Here is a 15363-nt window from a genome sequence, read left to right on the forward strand (position 1 = left end):
GAACAAGCAGACATGAGCGATACGGGCGAGAACGACGGCAGCGGCACCGCCAATCCCTTCCTGCCCTCGCCCGACGACCTGCAGCACTGGACGAGCGTGATGGCGCGGGCGCAGCAGATGATGCTCGAATATGCGATGGGTCAGGCCGACGCGGAAAAGGCAGCCACGCCGCTGTTCGACCCGGCCAAATGGCTCGACAGCCCGGCGACGAAGCTCTGGGCCGAACAATCGGCAAAGATGTGGGAACAGGGCGTCCATTTCTGGACCTCGCTCGCGACGCTCGGCCCGTCCTTCGCGCCGGTCACCGAAGCCCCCGCGAAGGATCGCCGCTTCGCCGATCCCGACTGGACGGCGAACCCCGTCTTTGCACTGATCCGCCAGACCTATGGCCTCTTGTCCGACCAGCTGCTCGAAACGACGCGCCAGCTGTCGGGGCTCGACGCCGACGCGCGCGCCAAGATGGAGTTCGCCGCGAAGAGCATGGCCGACGCCTTTTCGCCGACCAACCTCGCCGCGACCAATCCCGAGGTGATCAAGCGCGCGGTCGAGACGCGCGGCGAGAGCCTGCTCAAGGGCCTCCGTCACATGCTCGCCGATCTCGCACGCGGGCAATTGAGCCACGTCGACCCCGACGCGTTCGAGGTCGGGGTCAATATCGCGACGACGCCGGGCAAGGTGATCCACGAGACCGATCTGTATCAGCTGATCCATTATGCGCCGGTGACCGGCGATGTCTTCACCGTCCCGCTCGTCATCTTCCCGCCGTGGATCAACCGCTTCTACATCCTCGACCTCAACCCCGCGAAAAGCTTCGTCAAATGGGCGGTCGAACAGGGGTTGTCGGTGTTCATGGTGTCGTGGAAATCGGCCGACGCGTCGATGAAGGACGTCGTCTGGGACGATTATGTCGCGGCGCAGGTCGACGCGATCGACACGATCCGCACCCTGCTCAAGGTGCCGCATGTCCACGCCATCGGCTATTGCGTCGCGGGCACCACCCTCGCCGCGACGCTGGCGATGCTCGCGGCCAGGGGCGAGGCCGAAAAGGTGCGGTCGGTCACGTTCTTCACCGCGCAGGTCGATTTCGAACTGGCAGGCGACCTCAAGCTGTTCGTCGACGAGAGCTATCTGGCGCTGCTCCAGCAATTGTCGGCGCAGGGGTTCCTCGACGGGCGCTATATGGCCGCGACCTTCAACAGCTTGCGCGGGCGCGACCTGATCTGGAATTATGTCGTGAACAATTACCTGCTCGGGAACGACTATCCGCCCTTCGACCTGCTCTACTGGAACGGCGACACGACCAACCTGCCCGCGAAATGGCACCGCCAGTATCTGGTCGACCTGTATCGCGACAACCGGCTGGTGATCCCGAACAGCCTGTCGGTGTGCGGCACGCCGGTCGACCTCCGCAAGATCGAGACCCCCGCCTATATCCAGGCCGGACGCGAGGATCATATAGCCCCGCTCGCCAGCGTCTGGCGGCTGATGGACCATCTGTCGGGCGAGAAGACCTTTCTGCTCGCGGGATCGGGGCATATCGCGGGCGTGGTCAACCCGCCCGCCGCGGGCAAATATCAATATTGGACCGGCGACAATCGTGCCGCGACGCTCGACGAATTTGTTGCGGGTGCGACCGAGACCAAGGGCAGCTGGTGGCCGCACTGGATCGGCTGGATTTCCGCGCAGGATAGCGCCAGAATCCCCGCCAAGGGCGCGCGCATCCCCGGAAAAGGGACCAAAAAAGCGATCGAGGATGCACCCGGCCGCTATGTCAAGCAGCGGTAATATCTAGCGAATATATCGCGTCAGGGGCGGCTCTTGCGATATTTTTGTGCGCTGCACAAAAATATCCTTGAAATCGCCGCTCCGCTCCTATATTGTGCACTGCAACATAAAGGAGTTGTCCCGATGGCTACCAAGATGGATAGTGCCGAAAAGGCCTTCGAAGCCGCGACGCTGGAAACGCCCGCCAAGCCGGTGGCGACTCCTGCGGCCCCCGCGGTTGCCGCCCCCTCGGCGGAAAAGATCGCTGCGGCGCCCGTGAAGACCCCGACCGAAAAGGCGAAGGCCAAGCCGGTCCAAAAGAATGCTGCAAAGCCGGCCGCCAAAAAGGCCGCCCCGAAGAAGGCTGCCGCGAAGACGATTGCCCCCAAAGCCCTGAAGGCCGCGCCGAAGCCCGTCGCCGCCGCCACCAAAGGATTCAAGACCATGAACGACACCGTCAAGAAGTTCGCTGAAGACGCCAAGACCCGCGCCGAAGCGCTGACCGCCGATTTCAATGAAAAGGCGAAGGAAGCGATGGCCAAGTCGAGCAAGCTCGCCGAAGAAGCCGTCGAGTTCAACAAGGCAAACGTCGAAGCGCTCGTCGAGTCGGGCAAGATCGCAGCCAAGGGCTTCGAGACGCTCGGCCAGGAAGGCGTCGCCTTCGCCCGCAAGAGCTTCGAAGACACGTCGGCCGCGCTGAAGGGCTACACCGCCGTCAAGTCGCCGACCGAATTCTTCAAGCTCTATGCCGAGAACAGCAAGAAGGCGTTCGACGCCGCCGTTGCGCAGACTTCGAAGACCAGCGAACTGGTCGTCAAGCTCGCCAACGAGAGCTTCGCGCCGATTTCGAACCGCGTTTCGGTCATCAGCTCGAAGATGAAGGCCGCCTAAGGACCTTCACTTCCGCAGTTGGCGCGGGCACTCTCTCCCCTCCTCCCCGCCTGCGCCGACGCAACCAAGACCGCTCGCTTCCTCCGGGAAGCGGGCGGTTCTTGTTTTTGCCGCCCCTCCTGCCTTCGCGGGGGGACGAAAAGGGGTTAATGACGCCCCTCCCCCTTGCGATTCCCCTTCGGCGTGCGATATTTGGTGACGATGCTTCCAATCCCGACCTTCCAGCCGGTCCGCGCCATGGCGGACAAGGATGATGGCGCGCCCGGCAACCCCGGCGTCGGCATCGCGACACGTACGCGCGCAAAGCCCAAGAAGCCCTCGATGTACAAGGTGCTGCTGCTCAACGACGACTACACCCCTATGGAGTTCGTCGTGATGGTGCTCCAGCGCTTCTTCAACATGGACATCGAACAGGCGACACAGGTGATGCTGCACGTCCACCAGCAGGGCGTCGGCGTGTGCGGCGTATTCAGCTACGAGGTCGCGGAAACCAAGGTCAATCAGGTGATGGACGCCGCGCGGCAGAACCAGCACCCGCTGCAGTGCACGCTGGAAAAGGCCTGACGCCTATTCGGCGGCCCGCTTTTGCGCGGTGTCAAGCAGCCCCGGCAGCTCCGGAAACAACCGGCGGTACAGGACTTCGCTTGCCGTCCTGTCGGCTAGGCCGAAATAGGAGTCGACGAGGATCCGGCCAAAATTCTGCCCGGCAGGACTGGCGATGAAACTCCGCACCGCGATTAGGTCGGTCGCCGTCATCAACCGAAACTGGCTCACCAGTCCCGCCCGTATGTTGACCTGTTCTTCGGGCCAGATCGCGTCAGCGCGGGCATAAACGACATCGAGAAATGCCCGGTGAACAGCGGGTTCCCGAACATCGGGATGGACATTCATCAGCCAGTTGAACGCCTCCCGGGACAGCGCGGAGCGCGCCCGCAACCGCAAGTCTCCATCGTCCAGCGCTACCAGCGCTTCAGCCAGTTTATCGGCTTCGGTCATCACCACCGGATCGGGCGGCGGCGGTGGCGGCGGAATCGCATGCACCGGCATGGCAAAAGCCAGAAGGGCGCCAAGACTGGCAACTGATCGGCCGCGCACAGGCACCTCCATAGCATCGAGACGCAAGCCTATCAGACCGCGACCCGACGTCTACCCCGACCGCGCCGCCTGCTCGGCCCTGAGCGCTGGCGACGGCTCGCCCTTCAGATCGCCATAGCCCAGCGCCGCGCCGCAGCCCGGACACACCAGTGCCGTCCCGACATCGGTCCCGCACGCGCGATGGACATAGCGCATCGCCGGCCCGCCGCCGGTCTCGCCCTCGGCATAGGCCCAGCGCTCGGCCCAGCCGCGCATTGCATAGAGCACGCCGAACATATCCTTGCCCTTGTCGGTCAGTCGATATTCGTGGCGCGGCGGCCGGTCCTGATAGGCGCGGCGCTCGACCACATCTTCCCTCTCCAACAGCTTGAGCCGCGCCGAGACGAGTTGCGGCCCCAGCCGCGTGTTCGCGGCGATGAGCTCGAACTGGCGGCGCCCGAAGAACAGTTCGCGCAGGATCAGCAGCACCGCGCGATCGCCGAGCAGTTCGGCCGACCGCCCGACGGGGCAGAAGGTATCCGACAGGTCTGCACGTTTGGGCATGGATTTCCTCAATACCTCGTCATTGCGAGGAGCCGAAGGCGACGCGGTAATCCAGAGTGGGCGGTAACCGCACTGGATTGCCTCGCTTCGCTCGCAATGACGAACAACCTTGTATCAATCTACCCCGCCGCGCTTCAATTTTTTGCTTGTCACTATGATTATCATAGTTACGATGCACGGCAAGAGGAGAGTCGTCATGCCCAAACCCGCCGCCGTGATCATCGGAGCCGGCGACGCCACCGGCGGCGCGATCGCGCGGGCCTTTGCCGCCGAGGGCCTCACCGCCTGCGTCAACCGCCGCCCGCGCAACGCCGGCCAGCTCGAAACGCTCGCGCAATCGATCCGCGACGCTGGGCATCAGGCGCGCGCCTTCCCCGGCGACGCGCGCGAAGAGGATGACATGATTGCCCTCTTCGATCAGGTCGAAGCCGAGGTCGGGCCGGTCGAGGTCGCGGTGTTCAACATCGGCGCGAACGTGAACTTCCCGATCACCGAGACGACCGTGCGCGTCTACACCAAGGTCTGGGAAATGGCGTGCCTCGGCGGTTTCCTGATGGGACGCGAGGCGGCGAAGCGCATGGCGCCGCGCGGCCGCGGCACCATCATCTTCACCGGCGCGACCGCGAGTCTGCGCGGCGGCTCGGGTTTTGCTGCCTTTTCGGGGGCGAAGGGCGCGCTGCGCATGCTCGCGCAGTCGATGGCGCGCGAACTCGGACCACAGGGCATCCATGTCGCGCACACCATCATCGACGGCGCGATCGACACCGATTTCATCAGGGGCCGCCATCCCGATTTCGACAAGGCCAAGGCGCAGCAACTGATCCTCGATCCCGTGGCCATCGCCGCCAATTATGTGATGCTCCACAAGCAGCCGAAAAGCGCCTGGACGCACGAACTCGACCTCCGCCCTTGGGGAGAAAAATGGTGACCAAAAGCCCTGAAAAGACATTGGAACTGATTTTCGATTTCGGTAGCCCCAACGCCTATCTGACCTTGAAGGCGCTGCCCGACCTGCTCGACCGCACCGGCGCCGACCTCGTCATCACCCCCTGCCTGCTCGGCGGCATCTTCAAGGCGACGGGCAACAAGGCGCCGATGGTCCAATATGCCGACGCCCCCGCGAAACTCGCCTATGAACATCTCGAAATGCGGCGCTTCATCGCGAAGCACGGCCTGACCAAATTCCGTCTCAACCCGCACTTCCCGGTCAACACGCTGCTGATCATGCGCGGCGCGATCGTCGCCGGGGACGAAGGCGTGCTCGACGAATATGTCGACACAGTGAACCGCGCGATGTGGGAGGACGGGCTCAAGATGGACGATCCTGAAGTCGCCGCCGCCTTCCTGTCGGCGAACGGCTTCGACGGCCCCGCCTTGCTCGCGCGCACGCAGGAGCCCGGCATCAAGGCGAAGCTGGCCCAAAATACCGACGCCGCGGTCGCGCGCGGCGTATTCGGCATACCGACCTTCTTCGTCGGCGCCGAGATGTTCTTCGGCAAGGACCGGCTCGATCAGGTCGAGGAGGCGCTCGGCTGACCCGCTATTCGGTCGCGGGACGCCCCGCCACCCAGATGCCCGCGACCACCAGCCCCAATCCGGCAACATGGAACAGGTGGAGCGTTTCGCCGAGGAACAGCATCGCCAGCCCCGCCCCCATCAGGGGCATCACATTCATATATTGCGCGGTCGCCGCCGACCCGATCAGTTCGACCCCGCGGTTGAAGAACAGATAGGCGAGGAAGGACGGGAAGATCGAGACATAGGCGATGGCAAGCGCGCTTCCCGGCGCGCGGACGATCAGCCGCCCGGAGGCGATCTCGGCGATATAGAAGGGCGCGATGACGACCAGCCCGACCATGATCGTCGCCGCGAGGAGGCTGAGCGGATGCACCGGCGGACGGCGGCGCAGCAGCACCGAATAGAGCGCCCAGAGCAGCACCGCGAGGGCGATGATCGCGTCGCCGGCATTGAGCCGCAGCGCCAGCAGCAGCGCAGGATCGCCGCGACCGATGACGGTCAGCACCCCGACGAGCGACACCAGCACGCCCGCGACCTGCCGCGCATTCGTCCGGTCGCGCATCACCAGACCGCCGAGCATCAGGATCAGCGCCGGCTGCGCCGACTGGATCAGCATCGAATTGAGCGCGGTGGTGGTTTGTAGCCCGGTATAGAGCAGCGTGTTGAACGCCCCGATGCCGAGCGCGCCGAGGACCGCCATGACCGGCCAGTGCGCGCGCAGCACGTCCCGGTCGCGCTTCAGATGCGGCCAGGCCAGCGGGAGCAGCAACGCAAGCGCGAACGCCCAGCGCCAGAAGGACAGCGCGGCGGGCGGCACCAGATCGCGCGCGGCACGCGCGACGATCGAATTGCCCGCCCAGAACAGCGCCGTCACCGTCAGCAGCGGATACGCCCGCGACCAGAGCGCCGCCATGGCGCCCCCACGATCCTTCACCATCACTTGCCGACCCAGCTTCGTTCCGAGATTCGCCATCCCGGATCTCGCCGGGATGACGACCATAGCGCCGGCGCCCCCTGCGTCCAGCACCAGGACCCTAGCTGAAGTCGAGCTGGATGATCTGCGTCGGCGTCGCGCGGCAATACATCTCGAGCGTGCGATTGCCGTCGGGATAGGCGGCGGTCATCGCCGCGCGGATGCGCCAGCCGCCATTGCCCTGCTCGAGATTGACCAGCCGGTCGTACGACAGCCGGGTGCCGCCCGTCACGCCGATCTGCCGCGCCGCATCGTTCAGGCAATTCTGCACCGACGGACGCGCCGCGGCCGGCAGCGCCGAGAGATTCGCGGAGAGCGTGGCCGGCGGCCCGGCGGGATAGGTCGGCGTCACCGTCTCTTCGACCGGCGCCGCCTCGCCTTCCTTCTTCTTCTTGCCCTGGCTCGCGAGCAGCGCGATCAGCCCGCCCGCGACGACGATACCGCCGACGATCAGTCCGGTGCTCGGCCCCTTGTCCTTTTCGGGCGGCCGCGTGCTGCCGCGGTAGCCATAACCGAACTCGGCTCGGCAGCCCTCGTTCACCCAGACATGGCTCGAGGTATAGCCCCACTGGCGCCCGGCGTTGCAGCGTCCGCCGAGCCGGCGCAGCAGTTCGACGCGGTTGTCGGTACGGACGTTGCATTGCTCGTAACGGTTGCCGCGCGATTCGCAGCGGATCGTCCCCGCATAATCGCCCACCGGCTGCGGCAGCGGCACCGGATAGCCACCCCCGCCGCCGCCCGCATAGCCGTAAGCGAAATCGGCGCGGCAACCGCCCGACACCCAGATCTGGCTCGCGGTGAAGCCCCAGTCGCGGCCCTTCGAACAACGCCCGCCGACGACGCGCCGCAGCTCGACGCGGTTTTCGGTGCGGGCATAGCAGCGCTTGGTCTTGTTGTTGCGCGATTCGCAGCGGAGCGTTCCGGCGAAACCGTCTCCGGGGCGCGGGGGCTGGATCTGCGGCCCGCCGGGCGGCGGATAGGGCAAGGTCGACTGGGCGAAGGCGGGGCCGGCGACCGGCGTGGCGACCAGCGAAACCGATGTGGCGATGGTGACGACAATATTCCTCATGTCCTTGCCCCTTTTGTTGAAGTCGAACCCGTTCTGTCCCCGATCCTTTACCAATCGATATTTGCAGCGATATTTCCATCTTTCGCTCTGCTTTGCCATCGCAAAAGAAGGGCGGTGAAATCAGAGCTTAACCATCGACGTGCGCCGCGCCGCGCGCTTGCGCGCCTCCGCGCATCCGCTAAAGACAGCCGATGGATCAAATCGTCATACGCGGCGGCCAGCGACTCAAGGGCCGTATCCCCATCTCCGGCGCCAAGAACGCCGCGCTCACCCTGCTGCCCTGCGCGCTGCTCACCGACGAGCCGCTGACGCTCAGGAACCTGCCGCGTCTCGCCGACGTCGATGGCTTCGGCCACCTGCTCAACCAGCTCGGCTGCTCGACGACGATCGAGGGATCGCGACCCGAGGATTTCGGCCGCGTGATGACCGCGCGCGCGACCACGCTCACCTCGACCGTCGCCCCCTATGACATCGTGCGCAAGATGCGCGCATCGATCCTCGTGCTCGGCCCGCTGCTCGCGCGGGCAGGCGAAGCGACGGTGTCGCTGCCCGGCGGCTGCGCGATCGGCAACCGCCCGATCGACCTCCACCTGAAAGCGCTCGAAGCCTTCGGTGCCGAAATCGAACTCGCCTCGGGCTATGTAAAGGCCGTCGCCCCCGGCGGACGCCTGAAGGGCGGCAAGTTCACCTTCCCCGTCGTCTCGGTCGGCGCGACCGAAAATGCGGTGATGGCCGCGGTGCTGGCGAAGGGCACGTGCGTGCTCGAAAACGCCGCGCGCGAACCCGAGATCGTCGACCTGTGCAACTGCCTCGTCGCGATGGGAGCGCAGATCGACGGCATCGGCACCGAAACGCTGACGATCGAGGGCGTCGACCGCCTCCATGGCGCGACCTATCGCGTGATGGCCGACCGCATCGAGGCAGGCAGCTATGCCTGCGCCGCGGTGATCACCCAGGGCGACGTCGAACTCGTCGGCGCCAAGGCAAGCGAGATGGAAGCGACGCTCGCCGCGCTGCGCGACGCCGGCGCAACGGTCGAGGTCACCAAGACCGGCATCCGCGTCGCGATGGACGGACGTGCCCAGCCCGTCACCCTGTCGACCGCGCCCTACCCCGGTTTCGCCACCGACATGCAGGCGCAGTTCATGGCGATGGCGACGCTCGGCACCGGTGCCAGCCTGTTCACCGAAACCATCTTCGAAAACCGCTACATGCACGTCCCCGAACTCGCGCGGATGGGCTGCGACATCGACGTGCGCGGCCGCAGCGCGGTGGTACGCGGGGTCGACCATCTGGTCGGCGCCCCCGTGATGGCGACCGACCTGCGCGCGTCGATGAGCCTGATCATCGCCGGGCTCGCGGCGCAGGGCCAGACCGAGGTCAACCGCGTCTACCACCTCGACCGCGGCTACGAGCGGCTCGAGGAAAAGCTCCAGGCCGTCGGTGCCGATATCGAACGGATCAGCGCGGGCTAGCGCCTTCATCGGCCGAATTTCACCATAGGCCCGAGCCTGTCGAAGGGCGCCTGTCCGAGGCGCGCCCTTCGACAGGCTCGGAGCTATGGTTCCGCACTATTGCGCCGTCAGACGCTCCGCGCGGCCATAGGCGCCATGAACATCGCTCCGGACCCAGTCGCCGAGCAATTTCAGATAGCCGTCGGTGATCCGCGTGACCTGTCGCTCGCCCTGCGCATCGGTGACGAATTCCCACATGCCATGGTCGGTCTGCGGAAAAAGATAGACGTCGATCGGCTTGCCGGCAGCTTTCAGGCCCATCAGCGCCGCGCGCGTCGTCTCGATCGGCGCTTCGCGATCCTCGCCCGCGAGTACCCACAGCAGCGGCGCATCGAGTCGCTTGAGCGCCGCGACGGCGTCATAGTCCCAGATCAGTTCCAGATTGTCGAAGCGCGCGCGCCCGACGCGGCGCAATTCGTCGTCCGGCAGGCGCGCGATCGCGCCGCTATATTCGCCTTCGATCTTCACCGCCCACGGCTGGCGCGCCATCTCGGCGCGCACCGCGTCGAGTTCGGCATAACCCTGCTCGAAACCGGACAGCAGCAGCTTCGCGGTCGCCGCCGACAGTCGGCCGACAAGCGCTTCGGCGTCCTTGCCGAGCCCCGCCGCGCGGACCTCCGACACCATCTGCTCGCGATCCTCTTCGATCGGCGAGGCGACGAGGCCGAAGCCGATCGCGACGAAGTCGGCGGGCGCGCGCGTCGCCGCGAGCGGCGCGACCCAGCCGCCCTGACTACCGCCGAAGAAGCCCGCGCGCCCGTACCGCCCCGGCGCCAGCGCACGCGCCGTCTCCAGCGCCTTCGCCGCATCGGCCGCGAGCAACTCGAAGTTCTGCGTATATTCGCCCTCGGACCCGCCGGTCCCGCGCTTGTCGTAGACGAAGACCGATAACCCCTGCGCCGCCATCGCATAGCCATAGACCCCGCCGATCGGCGACGTGCGCTCGGACCCGTGCACCATCACCACCAGCGGTCGCTTCGGGTCGGCCGCACCCGGCGGTTCGATCAGCACCCCCGTCAACTTTGTCGCGACGCTGTCGAAGCTGGTCGGCGTTTCGCGAAAGGCGATGCGCTGCCAGCGCGCGTTTCCGACCGTCACCGCATCATTCTCGCACCGCAGCGGGACGCCCGCGTCGCTCGTCGCGCCGCGGCGCCCGTCGCGGAACAGGTAGCGCAGCCCCGGCGCGGCAATGTTCGGCGCCGGTGCGAGAACGACGAAATCGCCGCTCGCGGCGGCATAGGTCCCCGGCGTGCACGCCGGCTGCGCGGCAGCGGGCGAGGACAGGGTGGCGAAGGCGAGCGCGAACCCGAGTGTCGTTGTTTTCATGCTATTCCGTTCAAAATGACGCGCCCGACACCGCAGCGTGTCCGCCCGCCTCCCGATCCGTCTCGAACCCCTGTCTCAGTGATTCCGGGCGTTCCACGCGCGCACCGCCGCCAGCGTCTTTTCGATATGCGCCTGCGGCTTGCGATCGGTGTAGCTGAGCAAAATCGTTCCGTCGGGGGCGATGACGAAGGACGTCCGGCTCGACAGTGTTGTCTCGTTCGGCCCGGGCATCGTGGCGTCATATTGCGCCGCGACCTTTGCGCCCGGATCGGCTGCCACGGCGAATTTGTCGCGGCATGCCGACCGCGAGAATTCCGCGACGCGATCGATGTTGCCCGCCGTCACGCCGATGACGCGCGCACCCAGCTGGTTGAATTGGCCATTCGCCTCGGCGAACAGGTGCGCCTCGACCGTGCACCCCGGCGTGAAGGCGGCGGGGAAGAAATAGAGCACCACCGGCCCATTGCGCAGCGTCTGCTTCAACGACAGGCTGAAGGCCTTGCCGCGCTGCGCGGCCTGGAGCGTGAAGTCTGGCGCCTTCGCTCCCTGCTGAAGCGCTGCAACCCCCGGCATCGGCGCGACCGCCAGCGACAGGCCGAACCCGATGATCATTGCAATCTTGAGGCGATTTTTCATCGGTGTCTCTCCCATCGAAGCCGGGCGACCGCGCCGGCCGGACTGCGGCCGCACCGGTCGTCACCGGTGGCTGGCCCGCATCGCAGGATGCGGAAAAAACCGGTCAGCGTCCAGTTCGATCGCGCGGGTCGTGCCGGCCGGCCGACCAGGCGGTTCAATCATCCTTGTCGCACGGCACTGACACCATGTTGCCGCCGCTCACCGACGGCTTCTCGGGCCGCTTGACCACCGCGATCACCAGCCCGATCAGCGCCACCGCGCCGCCCGCGATCGACAGCGGCGCCCAGCGATACCCTTCGAGCACGGTCGAAAAACCCATCGCGATGATCGGGATCAGCACGCTCGACCATGCCGCCTGCCCCGGCCCAACGGCACGGATGATATTGAAATAGAGCGGAAAGGTCACTGCGCTGGCGATCACCCCCAGATAGAGCACACCCGCAACATAGGCCGCAGTCGCCTCGATCACCGGCGGGCCCGTCGTGATCCAGGCGAAACTCGCGTCGCCGAGCGCGCCGAACAGCATCGCCCAGGCGATCATCACCACCATCGATTGCGCGCGCGCGATCCCCGTGCCCTGCATCACGTTGGCGGTCGACGCGCTCATCACGCCGGCGAGCGTGAGCGCGGTGCCGATCAGCACCTCGCCCGCGCCGACCGCAGCGGCGCGATATTCGTGGAGGATCATCATCCCGACCCCGACGATCGCGATCGCCGCGCCGGCGAGGAAGCGCCCCTCGACCCGCGTCTTCAGGAACAGCCGGCCGAGCAGCGTGTTCGGCACGATCAGCAGCGCGAACAGCACCGCGACCAGCCCGGAGGTGATATGCTGTTCGGCGCGGTAGACGAAGTTGAAGTTGAACGCGAACTGCGCCAGTCCGAGCAGCGCGGCGAAGCCCCACGCCCGCCCCGACAGCGTCAGCCGTTCGCCGCGCCACGCCGCATAGGCGAACATCGCCGCGGCACCGACGAAGAAGCGGTACGCGACCGACCAGCTCGGCGGCACGACCCCGAGCTGCCCGGTGATGACGATCCACGTCGAGCCCCAGATCAGCGTGACGAGCGCGAAGGGAAGCAGGATGCGCGGGGTGAGGAGCGAGGGCGAAGAACTCATGCAGCGCGCTCGCGCGCTGGAACGCCGCCGAAAGGGCCGTCCATCGTCACAGCGCCGCGATCGCCGCGGCGAGCGGCGCCACCGCCGCCGCGTCCTGATCCCAGCTTGCCACCAGCCGCGCGGCGCCGTCGCCCCAGTCATAGAAGTCGAAGCCCTTCGCGCGCAGATCGGCCGCATCCTCGGCGCTGATCCGCACGAACAGCTCGTTCGCCTCGACCGGATGCAGCAGCCGGTCGCCGCACGCCGCCGCGAGCGCCTGTGCGCCGGCATTGGCCGCGCGCGCGTTGGCGAGCCACAGATCGTCGTCGAGCATCGCGCGGATCTGCGCCGCAACGAAGCGCCCCTTGCTGAGCAGATGCCCGCCGCGCTTCTTGAGTTCGCGCACCCCGGCGCCGCCACTGCCCCCGAAAAAGACCAGCGCCTCGGCCATCATCGCGCCATTCTTGGTGAAACCGAACGACAGCGCGTCGACCCCGGCGCGCCACGTCACGTCGGCGGGCGCGCAATCGAGGAAAGCGACGGCGTTGGCGAAACGCGCACCGTCCATGTGGAGCTTCAGCCCCTTTTCCTTCGCGACCGCGCTGATCGCGCGCACTTCGTCAGGGCGCCATGCCAGCCCATATTCGGTCGCGTTGGTGATGCTGATCGCGGCAGGCTGGACCTGGTGCACATCCTGGCGGATCCCCGAAATCCGCGCCCTGAGTGCGTCGGCATCGATCTTCGCCCCTTGCCCGGGCAGTGTCATCAGTTGCGCGCCACCCGAATAGAAGCTCGGCGCACCGCACTCGTCGACCTCGATATGCGCTTCCTCGTAGCAGAGGATCCCCTGCCACGGCCTCACGAAATGCGCGAGGATGATGCTGTTCGCCGCGGTCCCGGTCGCGATCCAGACGACTTCGCAGTCGGTTTCGAACAGGTCGGAAAAGGCGGCGTCGAGCGACCGGCTGAGCGCGTCGCCGTCATAGGCGGTGTCGACATGGTTGGCAGCGGCGAGCGCCTCCATCACCTTGGGATGGACGGTCGCGGCATTGTCGGAGAAAAAGCGGGTCGCGGTCATGCGCCGCGCCTTAGCGCAGCCGCGGGTCCGACGCTAATGCTTGATTCGACCGGCGGCTCAGTAGCGACGATAGACGTAGCGGCGATGCGTGCGCGACCAGCGAACCTGATAGGCGCCCGGCCAGATGATGCGAAGCCGCATCCCGTGCCGGCTGACGCGCAAACCATATCGCGGAAACAGGAGATGGCGCTCCTGCCACTCGTCACGATCCGATGAAAAGCCCCCGCTCGTCTCGTCGTCCATGTCGCCCACTCCAAAGGATGGCGGCAGCCTCGTCCCCGGTCGTTTCGTTTACCTTGTCGCTAGTCTTTCTCGTCGGTCGTGAATATTCGCCAAGCGGCCGCCCCCGCGCCGCCGGTGGCCAAGCTGCCGGTCAGCGGCCATTTATCATCGCTGTGCGGCGGCGTCGATTCCCTTGCGGTGCTGCGCATCCCGATTCGGGATGGCCCGTCCGCTTTGGCCCGAAATCCGCCGCCTCGCCCCGATCGACGACCGGTTCGCCCGCGACACGGCGGTGCGCAACGAACCCGGCGGCGGCGAGCGGCAGAGCGAGCGGGACCGGCTCGCGGTGGAGCAGGTCCCTGCCCGACGGCCTTACTGCCCCTGTTTTGCCAGCAATTTCAAGCGCAGGGCATTGAGCTTGATGAAGCCTGCCGCGTCCTTCTGGTCGTAGGCGCCGGCGTCGTCCTCGAATGTGACGTGACGCTCGCTGTACAGGCTGAACGGCGACTTGCGTCCGACGACGCTCGCGTTGCCCTTGTAGAGCTTGAGCCGGACCGTGCCGGTGACGTTCGTCTGGCTATGGTCGATCGCCGCCTGCAGCATCTCGCGTTCGGGCGCGAACCAGAAGCCGTTGTAGATGAGCTCGGCATATTTCGGCATCAGCTCGTCCTTGAGGTGCGCCGCGCCGCGATCGAGCGTGATGCTCTCGATGCCGCGATGCGCCCGCGCATAGATTTCGCCGCCGGGGGTCTCGTACATGCCGCGCGACTTCATGCCGACGAAGCGGTTCTCGACGAGGTCGAGGCGGCCGATGCCATGCTTGCGGCCGAGGTCGTTGAGCGCCGCGAGCAGCGTCGCGGGCGACATCGCCTGCCCGTTCAGCGCGACGCCGTCGCCCTTTTCGAAATCGATCGTGATATATTCGGGTGTGTCGGGCGCGTCCTCGGGGTCCACCGTGCGCGAATAGACATAGTCGGGCGTCTCTTCCCACGGATCCTCGAGCACCTTGCCCTCCGACGAGGTGTGGAGCAGGTTGGCGTCGGTCGAGAAGGGGCTTTCGCCGCGCTTGTCCTTGGGCACCGGAATCTGGTTCTTCTCGGCGAAGTCGATCAGCGCGGTGCGGCTGGTCAGGTCCCATTCGCGCCACGGCGCGATCACCTTTATATCGGGGTTCAGCGCATAGGCCGACAGTTCGAAGCGGACCTGGTCGTTGCCCTTGCCCGTCGCGCCGTGGGCGACCGCATCGGCGCCGACTTCCTTGGCGATCTCGACCAGCCGCTTCGAGATCAGCGGGCGCGCGATCGAGGTTCCGAGCAGATAATCGCCCTCGTAGCGCGCATTGGCGCGCATCATCGGAAAGACGAAATCGCGCACGAACTCCTCGCGGACGTCGTCGATATAGATATGCTCGGGCTTGATCCCCATCAGCTCGGCCTTGGCGCGCGCGGGCTCGAGTTCCTCGCCCTGCCCGAGGTCGGCGGTGAAGGTCACCACCTCGCAGCCATAGGTGACCTGCAGCCATTTCAGGATGACGCTCGTGTCGAGCCCTCCCGAATAGGCGAGGACGACGCGCTTGATGGACTCGGACATGGTGACACCCTTGGCGGAAGAAAGACGCGGCGCGGCTAGCAGGCCCGGCCC

The 15363-nt window shown here is 66.3% G+C and carries 16 protein-coding genes; 6 read left to right on the top strand and 10 right to left on the bottom strand.

The features are described 5' to 3' along the window. The first annotated feature begins 12 nt into the window (after nucleotides 1-12). The 3 genes from phaC (at nucleotide 13) to clpS (ending at nucleotide 3219) form a co-directional block, all read left to right on the top strand. Complete coding sequence (gene phaC, locus EAO27_RS12350) at nucleotides 13-1785, top strand: class I poly(R)-hydroxyalkanoic acid synthase (protein WP_242770074.1); 1773 nt, start codon at nucleotides 13-15, stop codon at nucleotides 1783-1785. Between the two features lie 123 nt (nucleotides 1786-1908). Beyond that, nucleotides 1909-2655 (top strand): phasin family protein, encoded by a 747-nt coding sequence (locus tag EAO27_RS12355; protein ID WP_242770076.1) that lies wholly within the window; start codon nucleotides 1909-1911, stop codon nucleotides 2653-2655. 201 nt (nucleotides 2656-2856) lie between these two features. After that, nucleotides 2857-3219, top strand: coding sequence for an ATP-dependent Clp protease adapter ClpS (gene clpS, locus EAO27_RS12360; protein WP_242770078.1), 363 nt, complete (start codon nucleotides 2857-2859; stop codon nucleotides 3217-3219). A gap of 3 nt (nucleotides 3220-3222) precedes the next feature. Here clpS and EAO27_RS12365 read toward each other — a convergent pair whose 3' ends face one another. Next, nucleotides 3223-3702: a hypothetical protein gene (locus EAO27_RS12365; protein ID WP_242770081.1), complete on the bottom strand. Its 480-nt coding sequence runs from the start codon at nucleotides 3700-3702 to the stop codon at nucleotides 3223-3225. Between the two features lie 99 nt (nucleotides 3703-3801). Then, a complete protein-coding gene (locus EAO27_RS12370; RefSeq protein ID WP_242770084.1) occupies nucleotides 3802-4293 on the bottom strand; it encodes a helix-turn-helix domain-containing protein in 492 nt (163 codons plus the stop codon). A 196-nt stretch (nucleotides 4294-4489) separates the two neighbouring features. Between EAO27_RS12370 and EAO27_RS12375 the strand changes: the two genes are divergently transcribed. Beyond that, nucleotides 4490-5221 (top strand): SDR family oxidoreductase, encoded by a 732-nt coding sequence (locus EAO27_RS12375; RefSeq protein WP_242770087.1) that lies wholly within the window; start codon nucleotides 4490-4492, stop codon nucleotides 5219-5221. Further along, entirely contained in the window at nucleotides 5215-5829 is a 615-nt protein-coding gene (locus EAO27_RS12380) for a 2-hydroxychromene-2-carboxylate isomerase (RefSeq protein WP_242770089.1), read from the top strand. The genes EAO27_RS12375 and EAO27_RS12380 overlap by 7 nt, the downstream gene beginning before the upstream one ends. 4 nt (nucleotides 5830-5833) lie before the next feature. Here the strand turns inward: EAO27_RS12380 and EAO27_RS12385 are convergent, their stop codons facing one another. Further along, nucleotides 5834-6724 (bottom strand): DMT family transporter, encoded by an 891-nt coding sequence (locus tag EAO27_RS12385; RefSeq protein WP_242770091.1) that lies wholly within the window; start codon nucleotides 6722-6724, stop codon nucleotides 5834-5836. A gap of 121 nt (nucleotides 6725-6845) precedes the next feature. Continuing rightward, nucleotides 6846-7853 carry a DUF3011 domain-containing protein gene (locus EAO27_RS12390; RefSeq protein ID WP_242770093.1) on the bottom strand — a complete coding sequence of 336 codons (1008 nt, stop codon included), beginning with the start codon at nucleotides 7851-7853 and terminating at the stop codon, nucleotides 6846-6848. A gap of 191 nt (nucleotides 7854-8044) precedes the next feature. On the opposite strand from EAO27_RS12390, the gene murA reads away from it, so the two are divergent. Beyond that, nucleotides 8045-9328 carry a UDP-N-acetylglucosamine 1-carboxyvinyltransferase gene (murA, locus tag EAO27_RS12395; protein WP_242770096.1) on the top strand — a complete coding sequence of 428 codons (1284 nt, stop codon included), beginning with the start codon at nucleotides 8045-8047 and terminating at the stop codon, nucleotides 9326-9328. Nucleotides 9329-9424: 96 nt separating this feature from the next. Here murA and EAO27_RS12400 read toward each other — a convergent pair whose 3' ends face one another. The 6 genes from EAO27_RS12400 to EAO27_RS12425 all read right to left on the bottom strand — a co-directional run bounded on the left by EAO27_RS12400 (nucleotide 9425) and on the right by EAO27_RS12425 (nucleotide 15312). Beyond that, nucleotides 9425-10693: an alpha/beta hydrolase gene (locus tag EAO27_RS12400; RefSeq protein ID WP_242770098.1), complete on the bottom strand. Its 1269-nt coding sequence runs from the start codon at nucleotides 10691-10693 to the stop codon at nucleotides 9425-9427. A gap of 75 nt (nucleotides 10694-10768) precedes the next feature. Beyond that, nucleotides 10769-11329: a peroxiredoxin gene (locus EAO27_RS12405; protein WP_242770101.1), complete on the bottom strand. Its 561-nt coding sequence runs from the start codon at nucleotides 11327-11329 to the stop codon at nucleotides 10769-10771. Nucleotides 11330-11483: 154 nt separating this feature from the next. Further along, nucleotides 11484-12443: an EamA family transporter gene (locus tag EAO27_RS12410; protein WP_242770104.1), complete on the bottom strand. Its 960-nt coding sequence runs from the start codon at nucleotides 12441-12443 to the stop codon at nucleotides 11484-11486. A 46-nt stretch (nucleotides 12444-12489) separates the two neighbouring features. Beyond that, nucleotides 12490-13500 (bottom strand): beta-eliminating lyase-related protein, encoded by a 1011-nt coding sequence (locus tag EAO27_RS12415; RefSeq protein WP_242770107.1) that lies wholly within the window; start codon nucleotides 13498-13500, stop codon nucleotides 12490-12492. A gap of 57 nt (nucleotides 13501-13557) precedes the next feature. Further along, the gene (locus tag EAO27_RS12420; protein ID WP_242770110.1) at nucleotides 13558-13743 is read right to left on the bottom strand and encodes a hypothetical protein; all 186 of its coding nucleotides are present in this window, start codon (nucleotides 13741-13743) and stop codon (nucleotides 13558-13560) included. A gap of 351 nt (nucleotides 13744-14094) precedes the next feature. Then, nucleotides 14095-15312 carry an argininosuccinate synthase gene (locus tag EAO27_RS12425; protein ID WP_242770113.1) on the bottom strand — a complete coding sequence of 406 codons (1218 nt, stop codon included), beginning with the start codon at nucleotides 15310-15312 and terminating at the stop codon, nucleotides 14095-14097. Nucleotides 15313-15363: the final 51 nt, after the last annotated feature.

Source organism: Sphingopyxis sp. YF1 (assembly GCF_022701295.1).
GTDB lineage: Bacteria > Pseudomonadota > Alphaproteobacteria > Sphingomonadales > Sphingomonadaceae > Sphingopyxis.

What these genes read in the sequence shown, in the direction of transcription:
- EAO27_RS12405 (WP_242770101.1), bottom strand. Translation starts at nt 11,329, where the DNA reads ATGAAAAATCGCCTCAAGATTGCAATGATCATCGGGTTCGGCCTGTCG.
- phaC (WP_242770074.1), top strand. Translation starts at nt 13, where the DNA reads ATGAGCGATACGGGCGAGAACGACGGCAGCGGCACCGCCAATCCCTTC.
- EAO27_RS12390 (WP_242770093.1), bottom strand. Translation starts at nt 7,853, where the DNA reads ATGAGGAATATTGTCGTCACCATCGCCACATCGGTTTCGCTGGTCGCC.
- murA (WP_242770096.1), top strand. Translation starts at nt 8,045, where the DNA reads ATGGATCAAATCGTCATACGCGGCGGCCAGCGACTCAAGGGCCGTATC.
- EAO27_RS12400 (WP_242770098.1), bottom strand. Translation starts at nt 10,693, where the DNA reads ATGAAAACAACGACACTCGGGTTCGCGCTCGCCTTCGCCACCCTGTCC.
- EAO27_RS12420 (WP_242770110.1), bottom strand. Translation starts at nt 13,743, where the DNA reads ATGGACGACGAGACGAGCGGGGGCTTTTCATCGGATCGTGACGAGTGG.
- clpS (WP_242770078.1), top strand. Translation starts at nt 2,857, where the DNA reads ATGCTTCCAATCCCGACCTTCCAGCCGGTCCGCGCCATGGCGGACAAG.
- EAO27_RS12410 (WP_242770104.1), bottom strand. Translation starts at nt 12,443, where the DNA reads ATGAGTTCTTCGCCCTCGCTCCTCACCCCGCGCATCCTGCTTCCCTTC.
- EAO27_RS12365 (WP_242770081.1), bottom strand. Translation starts at nt 3,702, where the DNA reads ATGCCGGTGCATGCGATTCCGCCGCCACCGCCGCCGCCCGATCCGGTG.
- EAO27_RS12355 (WP_242770076.1), top strand. Translation starts at nt 1,909, where the DNA reads ATGGCTACCAAGATGGATAGTGCCGAAAAGGCCTTCGAAGCCGCGACG.
- EAO27_RS12385 (WP_242770091.1), bottom strand. Translation starts at nt 6,724, where the DNA reads ATGGCGGCGCTCTGGTCGCGGGCGTATCCGCTGCTGACGGTGACGGCG.
- EAO27_RS12425 (WP_242770113.1), bottom strand. Translation starts at nt 15,312, where the DNA reads ATGTCCGAGTCCATCAAGCGCGTCGTCCTCGCCTATTCGGGAGGGCTC.
- EAO27_RS12370 (WP_242770084.1), bottom strand. Translation starts at nt 4,293, where the DNA reads ATGCCCAAACGTGCAGACCTGTCGGATACCTTCTGCCCCGTCGGGCGG.
- EAO27_RS12415 (WP_242770107.1), bottom strand. Translation starts at nt 13,500, where the DNA reads ATGACCGCGACCCGCTTTTTCTCCGACAATGCCGCGACCGTCCATCCC.
- EAO27_RS12380 (WP_242770089.1), top strand. Translation starts at nt 5,215, where the DNA reads ATGGTGACCAAAAGCCCTGAAAAGACATTGGAACTGATTTTCGATTTC.
- EAO27_RS12375 (WP_242770087.1), top strand. Translation starts at nt 4,490, where the DNA reads ATGCCCAAACCCGCCGCCGTGATCATCGGAGCCGGCGACGCCACCGGC.